Source organism: Nocardia sp. NPDC005366 (assembly GCF_040606855.1).
Taxonomy (GTDB): Bacteria; Actinomycetota; Actinomycetes; order Mycobacteriales; family Mycobacteriaceae; genus Nocardia.
This window is the reverse complement of record NZ_JBEXFQ010000010.1, coordinates 24,973-41,077: the sequence shown is the minus strand read 5'-3', so window position 1 is coordinate 41,077 and position 16,105 is coordinate 24,973. Positions and strand designations below refer to the sequence as shown.

General features: G+C 65.6%; 14 protein-coding genes and 4 tRNA genes. 12 read left to right on the top strand and 6 right to left on the bottom strand.

The features are described 5' to 3' along the window. Window positions 1-10: 10 nt before the first annotated feature. From ABZS43_RS13935 to ABZS43_RS13920, 4 genes are all read right to left on the bottom strand, one after another. On the bottom strand, window positions 11-1,528 hold the full coding sequence (locus tag ABZS43_RS13935; protein WP_355036237.1) for an FAD-binding oxidoreductase: 1,518 nt from the start codon (window positions 1,526-1,528) through the stop codon (window positions 11-13). 530 nt (window positions 1,529-2,058) lie between these two features. Beyond that, window positions 2,059-2,133: transfer RNA gene (locus tag ABZS43_RS13930), tRNA-Val, on the bottom strand. Window position 2,134: 1 nt separating this feature from the next. After that, a tRNA-Cys gene (locus tag ABZS43_RS13925) sits at window positions 2,135-2,205 on the bottom strand. A gap of 46 nt (window positions 2,206-2,251) precedes the next feature. Continuing rightward, window positions 2,252-2,324 (bottom strand) — tRNA-Gly (locus ABZS43_RS13920). A 349-nt stretch (window positions 2,325-2,673) separates the two neighbouring features. Between ABZS43_RS13920 and ABZS43_RS13915 the strand changes: the two genes are divergently transcribed. Then, window positions 2,674-2,745, top strand: a tRNA-Val gene (locus tag ABZS43_RS13915). Between the two features lie 771 nt (window positions 2,746-3,516). Here ABZS43_RS13915 and ABZS43_RS13910 read toward each other — a convergent pair. Next, window positions 3,517-4,359 (bottom strand): sigma-70 family RNA polymerase sigma factor, encoded by an 843-nt coding sequence (locus ABZS43_RS13910; protein WP_355036236.1) that lies wholly within the window; start codon window positions 4,357-4,359, stop codon window positions 3,517-3,519. A gap of 121 nt (window positions 4,360-4,480) precedes the next feature. Here ABZS43_RS13910 and ABZS43_RS13905 point away from each other — a divergent pair, with 121 nt between their 5' ends. From ABZS43_RS13905 to ABZS43_RS13860, 10 genes are all read left to right on the top strand, one after another. Then, window positions 4,481-4,897, top strand: coding sequence for a hypothetical protein (locus tag ABZS43_RS13905; protein WP_355036235.1), 417 nt, complete (start codon window positions 4,481-4,483; stop codon window positions 4,895-4,897). After that, entirely contained in the window at window positions 4,897-5,199 is a 303-nt protein-coding gene (locus ABZS43_RS13900) for a hypothetical protein (RefSeq protein WP_355036234.1), read from the top strand. Before ABZS43_RS13905 ends, ABZS43_RS13900 begins: the two co-directional genes overlap by 1 nt. Next, on the top strand, window positions 5,196-6,899 hold the full coding sequence (locus ABZS43_RS13895) for a replication initiator (protein WP_355036233.1): 1,704 nt from the start codon (window positions 5,196-5,198) through the stop codon (window positions 6,897-6,899). Before ABZS43_RS13900 ends, ABZS43_RS13895 begins: the two co-directional genes overlap by 4 nt. Window positions 6,900-6,958: 59 nt before the next feature. Next, window positions 6,959-7,177 carry a helix-turn-helix domain-containing protein gene (locus tag ABZS43_RS13890; RefSeq protein ID WP_355036232.1) on the top strand — a complete coding sequence of 73 codons (219 nt, stop codon included), beginning with the start codon at window positions 6,959-6,961 and terminating at the stop codon, window positions 7,175-7,177. Further along, the gene (locus tag ABZS43_RS13885) at window positions 7,177-8,298 is read left to right on the top strand and encodes a site-specific integrase (protein ID WP_355036231.1); all 1,122 of its coding nucleotides are present in this window, start codon (window positions 7,177-7,179) and stop codon (window positions 8,296-8,298) included. Before ABZS43_RS13890 ends, ABZS43_RS13885 begins: the two co-directional genes overlap by 1 nt. Window positions 8,299-8,918: 620 nt before the next feature. Further along, window positions 8,919-9,845: an ATP-binding cassette domain-containing protein gene (locus tag ABZS43_RS13880; protein WP_355036230.1), complete on the top strand. Its 927-nt coding sequence runs from the start codon at window positions 8,919-8,921 to the stop codon at window positions 9,843-9,845. Beyond that, window positions 9,842-10,651 carry an ABC transporter permease gene (locus ABZS43_RS13875; RefSeq protein WP_355036229.1) on the top strand — a complete coding sequence of 270 codons (810 nt, stop codon included), beginning with the start codon at window positions 9,842-9,844 and terminating at the stop codon, window positions 10,649-10,651. Before ABZS43_RS13880 ends, ABZS43_RS13875 begins: the two co-directional genes overlap by 4 nt. Before the next feature lie 369 nt (window positions 10,652-11,020). Beyond that, the gene (locus ABZS43_RS13870) at window positions 11,021-11,656 is read left to right on the top strand and encodes a sigma-70 family RNA polymerase sigma factor (RefSeq protein WP_355036228.1); all 636 of its coding nucleotides are present in this window, start codon (window positions 11,021-11,023) and stop codon (window positions 11,654-11,656) included. Between the two features lie 501 nt (window positions 11,657-12,157). Next, window positions 12,158-12,532, top strand: coding sequence for a carboxymuconolactone decarboxylase family protein (locus ABZS43_RS13865; RefSeq protein WP_355036397.1), 375 nt, complete (start codon window positions 12,158-12,160; stop codon window positions 12,530-12,532). 23 nt (window positions 12,533-12,555) lie between these two features. After that, window positions 12,556-12,714 carry a hypothetical protein gene (locus ABZS43_RS13860; RefSeq protein ID WP_355036227.1) on the top strand — a complete coding sequence of 53 codons (159 nt, stop codon included), beginning with the start codon at window positions 12,556-12,558 and terminating at the stop codon, window positions 12,712-12,714. Between the two features lie 81 nt (window positions 12,715-12,795). Here the strand turns inward: ABZS43_RS13860 and ABZS43_RS13855 are convergent, their stop codons facing one another. Then, complete coding sequence (locus ABZS43_RS13855; protein ID WP_355036226.1) at window positions 12,796-14,253, bottom strand: aldehyde dehydrogenase family protein; 1,458 nt, start codon at window positions 14,251-14,253, stop codon at window positions 12,796-12,798. Window positions 14,254-15,109: 856 nt separating this feature from the next. Here ABZS43_RS13855 and ABZS43_RS13850 point away from each other — a divergent pair. Then, window positions 15,110-15,931, top strand: coding sequence for a SigB/SigF/SigG family RNA polymerase sigma factor (locus ABZS43_RS13850; RefSeq protein WP_355036225.1), 822 nt, complete (start codon window positions 15,110-15,112; stop codon window positions 15,929-15,931). Window positions 15,932-16,105: the final 174 nt, after the last annotated feature.

Genomic DNA, 16,105 nt, shown 5'->3' with positions numbered 1-16,105 from the left:
GTGGCCCGATCTACCCGGGCGGGATGCTCTGCTCGTACCGGAAGACGTTGTGGGGGTCGTACTTCGCCTTGATCCGGCACAGCCGCTCGAAGCGCTGGCTCCCCCAGTAGGCGGTCTCCCACTCTTGCATTCCGACGTTAGGCACGTTGACGTAGGCGCCGTCCGCGTAGGGCCGCAGCGCCTGGCTGAACTCAGCGGTCCAGGCCTGGGCCTGCGACGTCAGCGGGTCGCCGACGCCCGGTTGTGTTGAACGAGTCCCCCAGGCCGCGCCGATCTCGCCGTAGAAAAGCGCGTCGCGATGCGCGAACGCCGTGCCGCCGGGGGGCTCCCGCTTGATCGCCCCACCGAAGGCATCGACGAAGTAGTTGCTCTCCTCGGTGGGAGCGTTGCGCATGAAGTCGCCGATGATGTCGATCGCCTTCTTCGGGAACGGCTCTTTGACGAACTCCGAGAAGAACTTCCAGTTCGCGGGCTCTTGCGCGAGCGGGACCTGGGCTCCCGCGAAGAAGTCGCCCCAGTTACCGACCTGCACCCTGACATCGGGCGTGCCGACCGACAGGATCGGAGCCAGCATCTCTGTGGCCTGTGCCGCTGCCCCGTCCACGAGCCACGCGGAAAGCAGGATCTGGGACTTGTGGATCTCGAGCTCGGATCCCAGACGGCTGTCGGCGGACGGTACCGTACGCTGCCACGCTTCGAAGACCCCGTGCAGGTCCCCCAGTCCATCCCATGTCGCCTGCACATAGGCGAGATGGTCGAGCGGATGCACGTTATAGGTGAGTTGTGTGACGATCCCGAAGTTGCCGTTTCCCGCCCCGCGAAGCGCCCAGAGCAGGTCCGAGTGGTGCTGCGAGTCCGCGTTGATCACCTCGGCGCAGTCGTGACCCGACGCGACGACGACCTCGGCCGCGATCAGGCTGTCGCAGGCCATGCCGAGCCAGCGGTTGAGAGGCCCGAGGCCACCGCCGAGCGTCGCACCACACAAGCTCACGCTGCCCTCGCTCCCGGTCGTGACCGCGAAGTTCTGCTTCGCGAGCGTCGTCACCGCTTCCAGTTGGTTCAGCCCGGCACCGACCGTCGCGGTACGAGCGCCAGGGTCGATCTGTACCGACTTCAGCTGGCTGACGTCGATGACGATGCCGTTGTCGACGTTCGACCAGCCCTCGAGGGCGTGGCGGCCGCTTCGCACCCGCAGGGCCATGTCGTGCTGCCGCGCCCACGTCAGGGCGTTCACCACGTCCTTGGTTTCCTGTGCGAAGGCGATGACCAGCGGATAGTGAGAAAAGAGCTGGTCCCACCCGAGTCGCGCATCCGTGTACGACGCGTCACCGGGGCGGACGATGCGGCCGGTCAGCGTCGCGGGTTGGCATTCCGGGCTTTTACTCGGCTGGTCCGCGGCCACAATTCCCGCGGCGCTCGCGTCCGCGATATCCGGCGTGTCTGCGGCCGTAAGGCCCGAGACAACGACTGCTCCGACGCCAGCGGCCGCCGACGTTCTGAGCAGGTCACGGCGAGAAAGATCGCTCAAGGTCCAGATCCTCTCAATCGGGTTACGCCAGTACCCGGCTGCCAAGGGAACTCCTACCCGCCAGCCGCGAGGCAGTCCTTTGTGGTCGACCCCCGCACGGTAACGGGATGAGGCGACGGTGTGTCCCGACACGCCAATCGAGGACGATGACGACACCCGAACGAGGTTCCCGGCGGTGTCGGCCGGCTCCGCGAAACCGGCGGACTCGTCGATTCCGAACGCGCCGGAGTGAACGTGGTCCACTACGCCGAGCGTGAGGCCCTGTCGGCACTGTGCGTCGTGCTTGACCCCAACCGCTGCCGCTGAACCGCTCCGGATCATCGTGTCGCCGGGGTGGGCAGACCATGCTGTTCGAGCTGTCGCCGGAGGACCTGGGCATTGTGGGGGCGACTGGTGGCCGGCTTCGACTCCGGAGCGCCAACCGCCGACGACCGATCGGAAGCGGGCCGCAGCATCGGGCGAGATGGGGCACGCGTTGGGCACAAACAAAATCAGCCCCGGTGAAAACCGGGGCTGACCTGCTAGAACGGTGGTGCGCGATACTGGGATTGAACCAGTGACCTCTTCCGTGTCAGGGAAGCGCTCTCCCGCTGAGCTAATCGCGCGAGGTGGAGACGGGAATCGAACCCGTGTGCACGGCTTTGCAGGCCGTTGCCTCACCACTCGGCCACTCCACCGTGCGAAGGGGAAAGGCTGTTCTTACTGCAAAAGCCCTACCTCTCGAGCGGATGACGGGATTCGAACCCGCGACCCTCACCTTGGCAAGGTGATGCGCTACCAGCTGCGCTACATCCGCATTTTGCGATCCCCGGGGGCTCGTTCGGCCTCCGTGGTGCGAGACAGAACATTAGCGGACGCTCGGTGAAAGGTACAAATCCGCTGGTAGAACGGCTGGAAACGGGCATGTTACGGGTGGGGCCGCCGTGGCGGCTGCGGTGCGTGCTGTGACAACCGAGTGCGTGGGGTGAGAGCGCCGGATCGTCGCCAGGAGATCGTGCACACCTGTAATCCTGTCGATCGGTGTCCGGAGCCTGTAGTTGCCCGCCGGGGTGCCGATTTGGTGCCTGACCGGTAGTGCGTGCTAATGTTCCAACTCGTTCGAGCGCCTCGGTGCTAGTCGAACAGCTGTTACAACGCAGCAGTACGGTCCCATAGCTCAGCGGGAGAGCGTCCGCCTCACACGCGGAAGGTCGCTGGTTCGAAACCAGCTGGGACCACAGATGAAAGAAGGCCCTGACCTGCAATAACGCGGTCGGGGCCTTTCTTGGTTTGCCGGGCACTGTAGCCAAATCTGTCTCCATTTGACCGCTGATATCCGGCGCTTGGGGCACGTTGGGGGCACGGTCTCGGCGCTCCGGCATGTCCGGGTGACTTCCCTTCCCCTGCTTCCTCGTCCTGGCCATCCCTGAGCTGAGGGAGGTCGTGTCAAGGGCGCTTTTTCCCTTGACTCGTCCGAGTGAGGTCAGACAATCGGGCCATGAGGAGGCAGGGGTTTCGCAACCACTCGATGCCCCGTCGCCAGGTGCCACGTTCCGGCTGTCGATCGACGGATTTTTGTTCAGCAATTCATCCGTGCAGGTCAGACGGTTCTCGAAGTTCCTGCGACCGGACCACAGCCAGGCCCCACGAACGGCGCTGGTGGATCTGATGGACAGCTGCGGGAGACCAGGTCGGGGACGGCTCACGGAGTGCCCAGCACTGCTCACGTGAACGAAAAAGCGGCCAGCTCTGAGAAGTCTGCGTGATGCCACGTCGCCAAAGCGGATGCCAGAACACGCGAAGAGGACCCAATGCGCCTCGACGGCGCTCCCGCCGCCGCCGCGCCGACGCACCCGGTTCTGAGGAGCGTGCGACGAAGGGCCGGGTCGTGCGGCGCGCGCGGCGGCGGCGCGGCGCGCCGCCGCGGCGCTCTTGATCCTATATAGCGAAATTCAGCAACCACTTTGGTACTGAGCTCTCGTGGCTCAGCTGATGCTTGGTGCTCTGTGCTACTCGGGCGACGAGTATGGGCCGACAGACAACGTGCTGCCTGTGATCGTGTGACTGCTGTCGAACTCGCACCGAACAACGCCCGAAACCAGTGTTCGACTGGCGGGGTCGTAGAGAGTGGCGATATTCGTATCCAGCCAGTGAGCAACGCCGAGTGAACCAACGGCGGTGAGACCGGCGATATGAACGATCACCCGGCCGTTGTCCTCGATTCGGCGTGAGAAGTAGCCCAGGTCAACGTGATTGGCGGAGTTCTCCCGAAATGGCGAGTAGTGCCGAAGGTCGGTTCGGGCGTCAACGATGCACCATCCGTTGTCATCCTGCTCGATATTGAATGACGTGTCACCTTCGAGGAGGTGACGTGCAATCGGCGCGGACTTGGGACCGCAGATCACTACGCAGTCCCCCTCGGGGATTTCTGCAAGGTTGCTGTCGATCGGAAAGCGGCTTGTGGCGAGCGCAAGGCGTGCAAGGGTCGTGTCGATCGCGTCGGCGCTCGCCTGGTCTGAGGCGTCGAAATAGAGGCGTTGCCGTCCCTCCTCGAATCCCACCCGTCGGGGAATCCCGACCGAGACGGGGCCTACTCCGAAGAATGCGCGCTCAGCTGGCGGGGCCGTCGCTCGTATCTGGGTGATTCGGCCCTTCGTCAGTCCGAGTTGTTCGGCAATGTCCTTGTAGGGGAGGCCGAACTCGTCATGCGCCTGGTCGATTGCGGCTCGGCGGATGCGAGCGAGTTCGGTTGCGCGCTGCTGGTACACGGTCATCAAGCTCGTGGCTCGTTGTCCGCGTCGGATCGGGTCCGGGTCATTCCGGACCTGTTCGAAGTCGTCCACTTCAGCCATATGCCCAGTTTAGAGGTACTTGACCCGCTGGGCGAGACCCCCTAAACTGAATTTACCCCCCATAAACCGCTATTGACCGTTTCAGCGGCTCGGGGTTTATACCCATAAACCGGAGGTCGTCATGGCAACGCAAACCAAGATCCGACAGGCACCGGCCCTGAAACCGTCCCGGCTGAATTTCGCGGGTTGGTGCATGTGGTGCCTGACGCAGGGCTGCCTGTCGTCGCGGTGCGTGAAGCGTCACACCCGGTCGGCGTGGGAGGTGTGCACCGATTGCGGCGGCACCGAAACCGTGGGCGCTCACCTCGACCGCGAGACGTCTTACGAGCCGTGCTCGTGCTCGGGCGGGTTGATGCTGTCGAAGGCGGCGGGGGCTGCGTTGTCGGCGGTGCCGGACGTGAAGCCGCTCGTGGTGCCGAAGAAGAACACGCGCCGCTCGAAGGTGATCGGTTACTCGGCGGAGGGCCGTCCGCTCGAACGGATCAACGGCAAGGTTCACGAGGTCTTCGACAGCAACGATCCGGAGCAGTGGTTCTGATGGCTGACTACAAGGTGCCGAATTCGCAGACTCGGGAGCGTCGGATTCTGGTTCGTGCTCGTGCGGCGATGGGTGTGGGCCGGGGCACGTTCGCGGCGCGGCTCAACGAGATCATCTACCGCGATGGGCCGATGCAGTACCCGGTGCCGGTGGACTGGCGGGCGATCGAGGTGTGGGAGACGGTGATGCGTCCGCCCAAGTACGTGGTGGACGCGGTGGTGGAACTGCTGCGGGTGACGAACACGGAGATTTCGTGGTTCGGGCTGGACTGGGTCGATACCGATGCGTTGGTGCCAGCATGACGGCCCTCGGTACCGAACCGGTCGGGGCCGTACCGCCGAACCGTCAGACAGCGGCCGAGCGTCGCGCCATGCCGGACTTGTCCGATGTCGCCGAAGGGTACGCCGAGAAGGAGGGCGTGTGCGCTCGCGTGGTGCCGATGCGCGCCCTCGACACCAATACCGGCCGTGTGTCCTATGTCGGTGCTCCGTGCAAGGCCACCGTGGCGACGACGTGCCCGGCGTGTGCGAGGGCGAACAAGTACGTGCGGGTGACCCAGCTCAATGAGGGCTGGTGCGCCGAACACGAACCGGTGCAGCCGGAACCGGTCGTCACCGAAGCGCAGTCGCAGGTGTTCGCGGCGCGTGCTGATCTGTTCGGCCAGTATCACGATGCTCGCCGTGAGGGTGATCACGCACTCGCCGAAGAGATCAAGACGTGGGTGGCTGACCTGGATGTCGAACTGCGCGAACTCGGCGTGCGGGGCCGCCTGCCCGCCCTGGATGGGGCACCACGCCGTAAGGCCAAGTCGACCAGGCGGCGCGATGGCTTGCCGGACCTGCCGCGTAAGAAGGTCGAGCGCACCACGATCGGTGCCGCGTACGCGGGCGGCAAGTACCGGCCCTCGATCTTCCAGACCCTGACCATGGATTCCTATGGCGGCATCAACCGGGTGTGGGACCCGACAGCGGGCAAGGACAAGCGCGGCGACTGGGTGTCGGATGGTTCTCCGGTCGACCCGGATGGCTACGACTACGCCCGTGCGGCTCGCGACATCATGCACACCAAACGGCTGTTCGACCGCTGGATTCAGAACCTGCGGCGTGGGGTCGGCTGGAACGTGCAGTACTTCGCCACGGTCGAGCCCCAGAAACGCGGTGCCCCGCACCTGCATATCGCTATCCGGGGCTCGATCTCCAAGAACCTGCTCTACGCCGTCACCGACGCGACCTACGTCAACATCTGGTGGCCGCACTTCGACCCGGAGAACGAGGTGTACGGCGGGGATCACTGGCCGATCTGGGACCACTCCGCGGGCACGTTCGTGGACCCGAAAACCAAGCGGGCGTTGACCTACTGGGACGACGCGCTGGCGATGATCGATTCGGTGGATGAGATCGAACCGGCGCACACGATGCGGTTCGGTGGGCAGTCCAAACCGATTCAGATCCTCGCGGGCACACCGGAGATGAACCGCAAGGTCGGCTACCTCACCAAATACCTCACCAAGTCCGTCGCGGAGGTGTTGGAGTCCGACAGCGACCGCGTGAACCGCCACTACGACCGCCTACACGCCGAACTCCAACGAACCCCGTGCTCGGACAAGTGCGCGGTGTGGCTGCGTTACGGCATCGTGCCCAAGGGCGCCACGGAGAAGACCCAACCGGGCCGTTGCCGGGGCAAGAACCATCGCCGTGACCTGCTCGGCGTACCGGGGAAGCGCTGCCTCACCTCCGGGCAGTGGTCCGGCAAGACACTGCCTGATCACAAGGCCGAACGTCTGGAGTTCGTGCGCCAGGAGTTGGCGGCGGTCGGGATCATCCCACCGGACACCTCGCATCTGCGGATCACGCCTGTCGGTCCGGGTGACCGTGACGCGCCACCGATCTCGCACCTGATCATCGCGTTGGTCTCGGCGAAGAAGGCGCAGCGCGTTCAGTACGACATGGCTCGTCTCGCGCGGGATGAGGGACCACCGGGCGACGGCACGGTTTCACAGTGAAACCGTTGCAGCACAACAAGATTCGGATATCGAGATGGCAGCGTAGGGGAGTGGGAGAGATGGACATTCGACCGGAATATCTGGATGTGGCGGGGGCTGCGGTGTACCTCGGGACGGGGGAGCGGTTCATTCGGCGGTTGGTCGCGGAACGGCGGGTCGTGTTCTACAAGGTCGGCGGTCACGTCCGGTTCAAGGTCTCGGATCTGGAGGCGTACGCGCAGGCCGGTCGGGTCGCGCCGATCGAGGTTCGCTGGCACGGCGGCAGGGCGGTGGCCTGATGGCGCGTCGACGGTTCGGCAAGGTCCGAAAGCTGCCCTCGGGCAAGTTTCAGGCGTCGTTCCTCGCGCCGAATGGCAAGCGGCAGAACGCTCCTCAGACGTTCCGTACGAAGACCGACGCGGACCGGTGGCTGGTCAACGTCGAGTCCGACATCAGTCGCGGGACCTGGCTGGATGAACAGCTGGGACGGGAACGCTTCGAGGAGTACGCCTCTGCCTATCTGCGCGACAACCCCGACGTAGGGCCGCGCTGGGAAGAGACCTGTCGGCGAAACATGCGCCTGCACATGGGAGACCTCCTCGACCGACCGCTGATCGCGATCTCAGCTCCGGTGGTGCGGGCCTGGCACAGCAAGGCGCTGGCGGGCTCGGGCGGGCGTACGTCGATCGCGCAGTCGTACCGGTTCCTGCGGACAGTGATGAATCAGGCGAAGCGCGACGGCGCGATCTCGGTGAACCCGTGCTCGATCAAGGGCGCTGGTACCGATCGGGCGAAGGAACGTACGATCGCGTCGCCGGTTCAGGTCGCCGAACTCGTGGAAAACATCACTCCGCGGTACCGGGCGGCGGTTCTGCTGGCTGCCTGGTGCGGGCTGCGGCGCGGAGAAATAATCGGTTTGGCGAGAGTGGATCTGGACCTGGTGGCCGATGAGGTGCGGGTTCGTCGCAACCGTGTCGAACTGCTCGAGACCGGCGAAGCCTTCGACAAGGACCCGAAGACCGACGCCGGTAAGCGTCCGGTGTCCATCCCGCCGCACCTGCGACCGTTCCTCGTTGAGCACCTGGACAAGTGGGCGGGCAAGACGTGGCTGTTCGTCGGCCAGGACGGCGAGCGGATGAAGGGCAACGCGATCTATCAGGCGTTCGTCCGTGCCCGGAATCGCGTCGGCGTCGAGGTCAGTTTTCACGATCTGCGTCACACCGGCCAGACCCTTGCCGCGAGCACGGGAGCTACGCTCGCCGATCTCAAGAAGCGACTCGGTCATGCCTCCACAGCGGCGGCACTGCGGTACCTGCACGCGGTCGACGGTCGCGACAAGGAAGTAGCCGCCGAGTTGAGCAAGCTCGCGGCTCGGGGGAACGCCGTCGAGCTGCCGCGAACGATCATCGTCCGGCACTGATTCGGGGCACGTATGGGGCACGCGCGTGTATTTTCATACGCTGACCTGGTCGGATGTGCCTGACTCACACGCGGAAGGTCGCTGGTTCGAAACCAGCTGGGACCACTCTATTTTTACAGGTCAGGGCGATTTCGAGTGAAGTTATCTCATCGCGTGCAATAGCTGACCAGGTCACATGTGTGTAGGCGCGACAAAGGGTGAGCCTTCACTGTGCCGTCAAATGTGATCTCGGTTCAAGCGCTCGGTGACCGGGTGGGCGTGCGAGGCATCGGGGGCGATTGCGGGAGTCCTGGTGCTCCGCAGTGGACATGGAGATACCTCAAGGGAGTGGACGCATCGCCTTGTCGATGTCTTCGATCGCGATTCGTATCTCGCCCCGGGAATCGGTAGGCGGGCAGAGTGCCGTCGGTGATCATCCGTCTGATCGTGTCCTTACTGACGCTCGCATGATGGGTGGCGAACCCCATCGAGACGTAGCGGGTCCGGTGCGTCCAACTCGCGGCTGGGTCGTCTGAGGAAGCGAACTCCCATCCGCCCCGGGTGTGAGCACACCTTCTTCCGAGAGGAACCCGGATGACCATCCATCTGCCCGATCACGTCTCTGACCGCGAGGGGTTGCTATGACCGCCCCGGCCGTCGTGGTCGAGGACCTGCACGTCGCCTACGGCAAGACGTGGGCCCTCGACGGTATCGACCTGGACGCTGCTGCTGGGACGACGCTCGGGGTGCTCGGCCACAACGGTGCGGGCAAGACCACCCTGATCCGCACCCTCACCACCCTGGTGCGGCCCACCATCGGCCGCGTGGAGATCGGGGGTCTCGACGTGGTCGCCGACGCCACCGAGGTTCGCCGCCGGATCGGGGTGACCGGTCAATACGCCGGACTCGACGAATTCCTCACCGCCCGTGAGAACTTGGAGCTGATCGGCCGCCTGACCGGGCTGCGCCGCACCGCCCGCACACGAGCCGACGCGCTGATCGACCGGTTGGGGCTGCACGAGTACGCGACCCGGAGGGTCGGGGAACTCTCCGGCGGCTCCCGCCGCCGCGTCGATGTGGCCGCCAGCCTCGTCGGCGACCCGTCGGTGCTCTTTCTCGACGAGCCGACCACCGGCCTCGACCCCCTCGCTCGCGCCGGACTGTGGGACGTGGTCGACGAGCTCACCACCGCGGGCGCCACCGTCGTGCTCACTACTCAGTACCTCGAGGAAGCCGACCGGCTCGCCGACCATATCGTGGTCCTGAGTGGCGGTAGGGTCGCCGCCCGCGGCACCCCCGCCGAGCTGAAACGGATTGTCGGCGGCAAGATCCTGCACGCCACGATCTCCGCCCACCAGTTCGCCGACCTGCCGTTCATCCCGGACGCCGATCGGGTCGACGGCACCCGAGTGCGGATCTCCGTCACCGTCGATGACGCCCCCACCGCGATCGCGCTGGTCGCGGAACTGCACCGCGGCGGCATCGACGTTACCGACCTGGATGTGACGTCCCCGAGCCTCGACGACGTCTTCACTCACCTCGCCCACACCAGCGGAGCCCACCGATGACCACTTCCACGACCGCGATCGGGCGTTCCCCGATCGGGAACCAGCTCACCGCCCTGACTGTCCGGAACCTGCGCACCAGCGCCCGCGTCCCGCAGCTGTTGATGTTCTCGCTGACCATGCCGATGGCGATGCTCGTGCTGTTCAGTCAGGTGTTCCGCAGCGTCGCCGCCGGACCGGGCTTCCCGGCCGGGGTCAGCTACATCGACTTCCTCACCCCGGCCATGCTTGCCGTCTCGACGGTGATGGCCGGCACCAATGCCGGAGTCTCCGCCGCGATCGATCACACCAACGGCCTTCATGACCGCTTCGCGGCCCTGCCGATGCGGGCGACGTTGCCCGGGATGGCTCGCACCATCAACGAGGCCGTCTTCACTCTCGCCCGAGCAGCGCTGCTCGGGATCGCCGCGGTGCTGCTGGGTTTCGGCTTTCACGGCACCGCTGTCGACGCCGTGGCCGCGGTCGTGGTTCTTGTGGTGCTGGCGGGGGCGATGAGCGCGCTGTTCGGGCTGATCGGGGACCGGCTACGCCGCCCGGACGTAGTCCAGTTCGCCGGAATGATGGTGATGATGCCGCTCATGTTCATCTCCAGCGCGTTCGCGCCGATCGAGACCGTGCCGGGCTGGATGCAGGCCATGGCCTTGGTCAATCCGGTCGCACACGCCACCGACGCCCTGCGCGGGCACGTGCTCGGCACCGCCACCGCCGGGGACACCGCCACTGCCCTGGTCGCGGCGATCGGACTGTGGGCCGCGGTCACCGCTGTCCCCGTCCTCACCCGCCTGGGTCGGCAGGCACGCGCTCGCTGAACGAGGAGGCAGCCCGCCCAGTCCTTTCTCTCCGGTAGGGAAAGGGCGGGCGCGGTCGGCGTGTGCGGGCCTCGACGGCGCTCATGCGGCGTCGAGCAGATGCAGTTCCTCTGCCACGATCAGATCGACCTCTTCGCTGGTCAGACCCGACAACAGATGTGTCGTCAGCATCGCTCTCACCTCCTCACCGCGCTGACCGATACGTCGAATCGGAGAACCCGACATCGGCGCTCATACAGACGTGACACCACGGATTCGGACGCAGGATGCGTCCGATCGCGGTCACCGTCGTCGGTACCTGTGACGAGAACCGAGGCTCGCCAGCGCGCCGCCGGGCGAGGATGCTGAAGAGGGAAAGGAACCAGGATCATGAGCGAGGCAAGGGCCGGCACCGCGACCACACCACAGCCGAAACATGGTGATCTCGACCGGCTCTGGCGTCGCTTTTCCAGCGATCTGCGGGCCTTCATCGCCCGCCGGGTCTCGCGCCGGGAAGACGCCGACGACATCCTGTCGATCGTTTTCCTGCGGATGGCCGAGAGCCTGGACACTCTGCGCGATCAGGACCGGATCCTGGGCTGGATGTATGCCATCACCCGCAACGCGATCACCGACTTTTACCGGTCCGCGCCCCATCGCCGCGAACTACCCGTCGATGTCGTCCCGGACAACCCGTCCGCGGGCGGAGGTGAACCCGACACCGACGAGGCGGCGCAGAGAGAGCTCGCCTCGTGCCTGGTGCCGATGCTCTCCGGGTTGCCCGCCGAGCAGGCGGCCGCGGTGAGGATGGTCGACCTCGACGGCCGCACGCACGTCGCCGCTGCCGGTGCGGCGGGTATCTCGGTGTCCGGGATGAAGTCCCGCGTCCAACGAGGCCGCGCCGCGCTCCAGGCCCAGTTGCGCGCCTGCTGTCGGATCAGCCAGGACCGAACCGGTCACGTGCACGACTATCAACCCCGCCGCGGAGCCTGCGCCTGTGGGGCCACACCGACATCGGACGAGTAGACCGGCACCGCAACGTCACCACGACCCGACGGAGGTGCGGTGCGAGCCGCTCGGGGCTCGCACCGCACCTGGTGAGGGCTACTGGCAGCCGCACCCACCGCCGGCTGTCGCCGCCGGACCGCAGCACGTCGCCTTGTGGCTGTGATCGCAGCACGTGGTCCGCCGTTCGGTGCCGCAACACGTGGGCGCCGCAGGCTGCGGTGGTGCGTCTGTCCGATGTGTCACAGGGCGATGTGTCACAGGGCGATGTGTCGCAGTGGACTCGAACTCGTTGGGGTTGGTCATGGTGACTCCTCGATCCGTGGGGGATAGGCACCAGGACAGACGTAGGAGAACAGGAAAGGACGCACCCGAGGAATTGGGTAGTCCTGGGTACTTCGCGGCGGGCCGCCCGCCGGCCACCCTCGGCGAATATACCCCCGGGGGGATGCTATGCTTGCCGTGTATCCCCCGACGGGATGTGAGGAAAGGAAACAGTCCATGTCGTCAGTCGGCGAAACCATGCAGGCCTCCGGTCACGGCAAGGACGTGCTTCGCGAGCTTTCCCCGCTGCACCGCGAACTCCGCCGCGCCATCCCCGACGTGTACCGGGGCTTCGGCGAGCTCAGCAAAGCGGCCTTCGCTCCCGGTGCTCTCGACCGCAAGACCAAGGAACTGATCGCACTGGCCATCGGCGTTGTCGAGGGCTGCGATGGCTGCATCGCCTCGCACGGACAAGCGGCTGCCCGTGCCGGGGCCACCCGTCAGGAGGCGGCCGAGGCCATCGGGGTCACCTTCCTCATGCACGGCGGTCCCGCCACCATCCACGGCGCCCGCGCCTACGACGCTTTCTGCGAATTCGCCGACGCCGTCGACGCCGGTGAGACTCCGGCCTGACCACTCACGAAAGACATCACCCCATGTGTCGACCCGTCCGCTGCAAGAGCTGCGGCAAGACCACCTGGTCGGGCTGTGGCCAGCACATCGCCCAGGTCAGAGCCGCCGTCCCCGCCGACCAGTGGTGCTCCGGCCACCGGGACGCCGCCGGCAAAACCTGGCTGCGCCGCATCCTCGGCTGAGGAGGACCGTCCTTTTCCGCGTGTGCAGATTCGAACACCTCCTGCCCCTCGCTCACCGTCGTCGAGCGAGGGGCGGAGGCGTCAGAGCTGGACCCAGACCGATTTCGTCTTCATGTAGGCCTCGATGCCCTCCCTACCGAACTCGTGGCCCCAGCCGGATTGCTTGTAGCCGCCGAAGGGCACGCCGTGGTCGAAGACCAGCTGGCAGTTCAGCGATACCGTTCCCGCCTCCAGACGCTTCGCGAGGTTATGCGCGCGGCCGAGGTTGGTCGTCCACGCGGTGGCGGCGAGCCCGTAGGTCGTGTCGTTGGCCAACGCCACGGCTTCGTCGTCGTCATCGAACGGCAGGACGGTGACCACGGGGCCGAAGATCTCTTCCTTGTACAGCCTGCTTGTGGCGGGGTCGACACCGGCGAGCACGGTGGGGTGGACGAAGTAACCGGTCCGGTCGAGCCGATGCCCGCCGGTGACCACGTCGACGCCGTCCTTCTTGCCCTCATCGATATAGCCCATGACCCGCGTGAGCTGCTTCTGGCTGATGAGGGGACCGATCATGGTGCCCTCTTCCTTGGGACCGCCCAGCTTCAGGTTGTTCGCGACATTCGCGATACCTTCCACGACCTGGTCGTACACGCCTCTCTGCACGAAGATGCGCGATCCACAGACGCAACCCTGGCCGGAGTGCACGAAGATGCCCATCGACGCCATCATGATGGCCATGTTCAGATCGGCGTCGTCGTAGATCAGAACCGGTGACTTGCCGCCGAGTTCGAGCATGACCTTCTTGAGATTGCCCGCCGAGGCCTGCACGATCATCTTGCCGACCTCGGTCGATCCGGTGAAGGCGATCTTCTCGACATCGGGGTGCGCGGTGAGCGCGGCACCGGCGGTGTGGCCGTAGCCGGTCACGAGATTGACGACGCCGTCGGGGACGCCCGCTTCCTTGATGATCCGGTCCAGCAGCAGCGCCGACAGCGGGGTTTCCTCGGCGGGTTTCACGATGCTGCTACAGCCCGCGGCCAGGGCGGGGGCGATTTTGGCGCACGCGTTGAAGATCGGGCCGTTCCACGGGAAGATCAGGCCGACCACGCCGTAGGGCTCTTTGAGGGTGTAGGCGTGCATATTCGCGTAGGCGCCGGAAACGCCACCGGTCATCTGCACTTCGTGCGCGGTGCCGTTGATCTTGGTGCACCAGCCGGCGTAGTAGCGGAAGAATTCGGCACAGGTCGGCACGATCATCTTCGCCTGTGCCAGCGGCATGCCGGTGTTGAGGGAATCGAGTTCGGCGAATTCGTCCAGGTGCTGATCCATCAGATCGGCGATGCGCCACATGATCTTGGCCCGCTCGCGCCCGGGCAGGCCAACCCAGACACCCGACTCGAAGGAAGCCTTCGCGCGGGCGACGGCCTCGTTGACCGCGTCCTCCCCGCAGTCGGTGAACTCGGTGATCTGCGCTTCGGTCACGGGATCGATGATCGGAATGACCTCACCCGTGCCGGGGCGCTTCTGTATTTCGTCCAAAATCGACTGCAGCGTCATCGTGGATTCCTTCTCATTGCCGAGGCAATCGATGCGATTCGAATGCTGTGCACTTGCTTAGCATTGCGGCGGAGGCGCGGTCAAGGGCTTCGGTCGCGGACGAGATGCCGTGCCGGTTCCTGGGATTCGGGCGTCGGGCCGGTCGCGGTCGCCGATTGCGCCGCGCCGGAGATCGCCCGCGATCGGCCCGGCATCGACCTGTGGCGGCGGCCCGAGGGGCGGTCGCAGGCCCCGCCATCCGGCCGTGCCGGAAACTCTCCGCGGCGCGATATCGGCTACCGGCACGGGCAATGGCGTCGTGGAGTTTCGGGGCTCGGCATAATAGCGCCGAGTACCCGTGGGAAATCGGCGGATCGACCCATTGGTATGCGGCGGTCCGAACCATTCCGGGGAAATTTCGAATTGGTCACCACTTGTGTGGATTTCTCGCTACGGCATCTGCCGGAACGCGAGGAACGCGGGTCGAGAATCGCTCTGACCTGGCATTTTGTGGTGTTTGTCGAAAGCTGTCGACGGTTTGCGCAGCTCGCGGCGGCATTTACCGACTGCGCGGTTTGTGGCATGATCGTCTGTCTCGCCACGGCGAGCGGAATCGTCTCGCGACATTGCGTGATGAACGTTGACGGATGTTCGGGAATATGCCGCACCGGCCCGTACCGCTGGTGCATTCGTGTAATGAATCGGGTTCGCGTTCGGCGCGCCGATATCAGGGGCCGGTCGTACCGGTTCGGGGTCGTAGAGGTTGGTCGGCGCACCGACTCGAGTCGTCACAGCGGTCGCACGTTCGAAACGGCGCCCTCGAAGAACCGGGGGCGCGTCGAGAAACCAGAGCGCGGCGTCCGGGAATGAGGGACTCATGGCATCGACGATCGCGAACGACAGCGACGCCGCACCGGAGATACCGCGCCGCCGCGGCGACAGCTACGACGATATCGAGCCCCGACTGGCGACGCTGGTATCGATGCGGCACGACGACCCCGCGCGGGCGGCGCTGCGTGAGGAGATCGTGCGCAGGTGTCTGCCGCTGGCCGACCATATCGCCCGCAGATTCACCGGTCGCGGCGAAACCTACGACGATCTGCGTCAGATCGCCTCGCTCGGTCTGGTGCTGGCGGTGGATCGGTTCGATCCGGGGCGGGGAGCGAATTTCCTCGCCTTCGCCGTCCCCACGATCATGGGTGAAGTGCGCAGGCATTTCCGTGACCACACCTGGGCGGTCCGGGTGCCGAGGCGGATCAAGGAATTGAAGCTCACTCTCGGCCCGGCCGTCGAAGCGCTGTCGCAACGCCTGGAGCGTCCGCCGACCGCCATGGAGGTCGCCGTCGAACTCGACGCGGATCTGACCGAGGTGACCCAGGCGCTGCTGGCCGCCAACGCCTATCGGACCAATTCCCTGGAATCTCCCGTCGAGAATTCCGACTCCGATACCTACACGGGCTCGGTCACCGATACGCTCGGCGACGACGATCCCGGTTATGGGCTGACCGAGGACGCGCTCACGGTGGCGCCGTTACTTGTCGAGTTGCCCGATGTCGAGCGCGCGGTGCTACGCCTACGGTTCTTCGAGGGGCAGAGTCAATCCCAGATCGCCGACCATCTCGGGGTGTCGCAGATGCACATCTCACGCACGCTCACCCGAATCCTCACCGGATTGCGCGACCGCGCCCTCGGGGACTGACGCGGGCGGTCGACGTCCCCGGCGGTGTGTGTGCCCGCCGGGTTTCCTGATGCGCGGCAACGGTATCCGCGCCGGTCTTCGGGGCGAGGATTCAGCCGATGAACTGTGACATAAGTCACAGTTCGATAGCGGTTGGCCCGGTTGCCCCCCAAAACCTTTTCATATGCTTTGCGA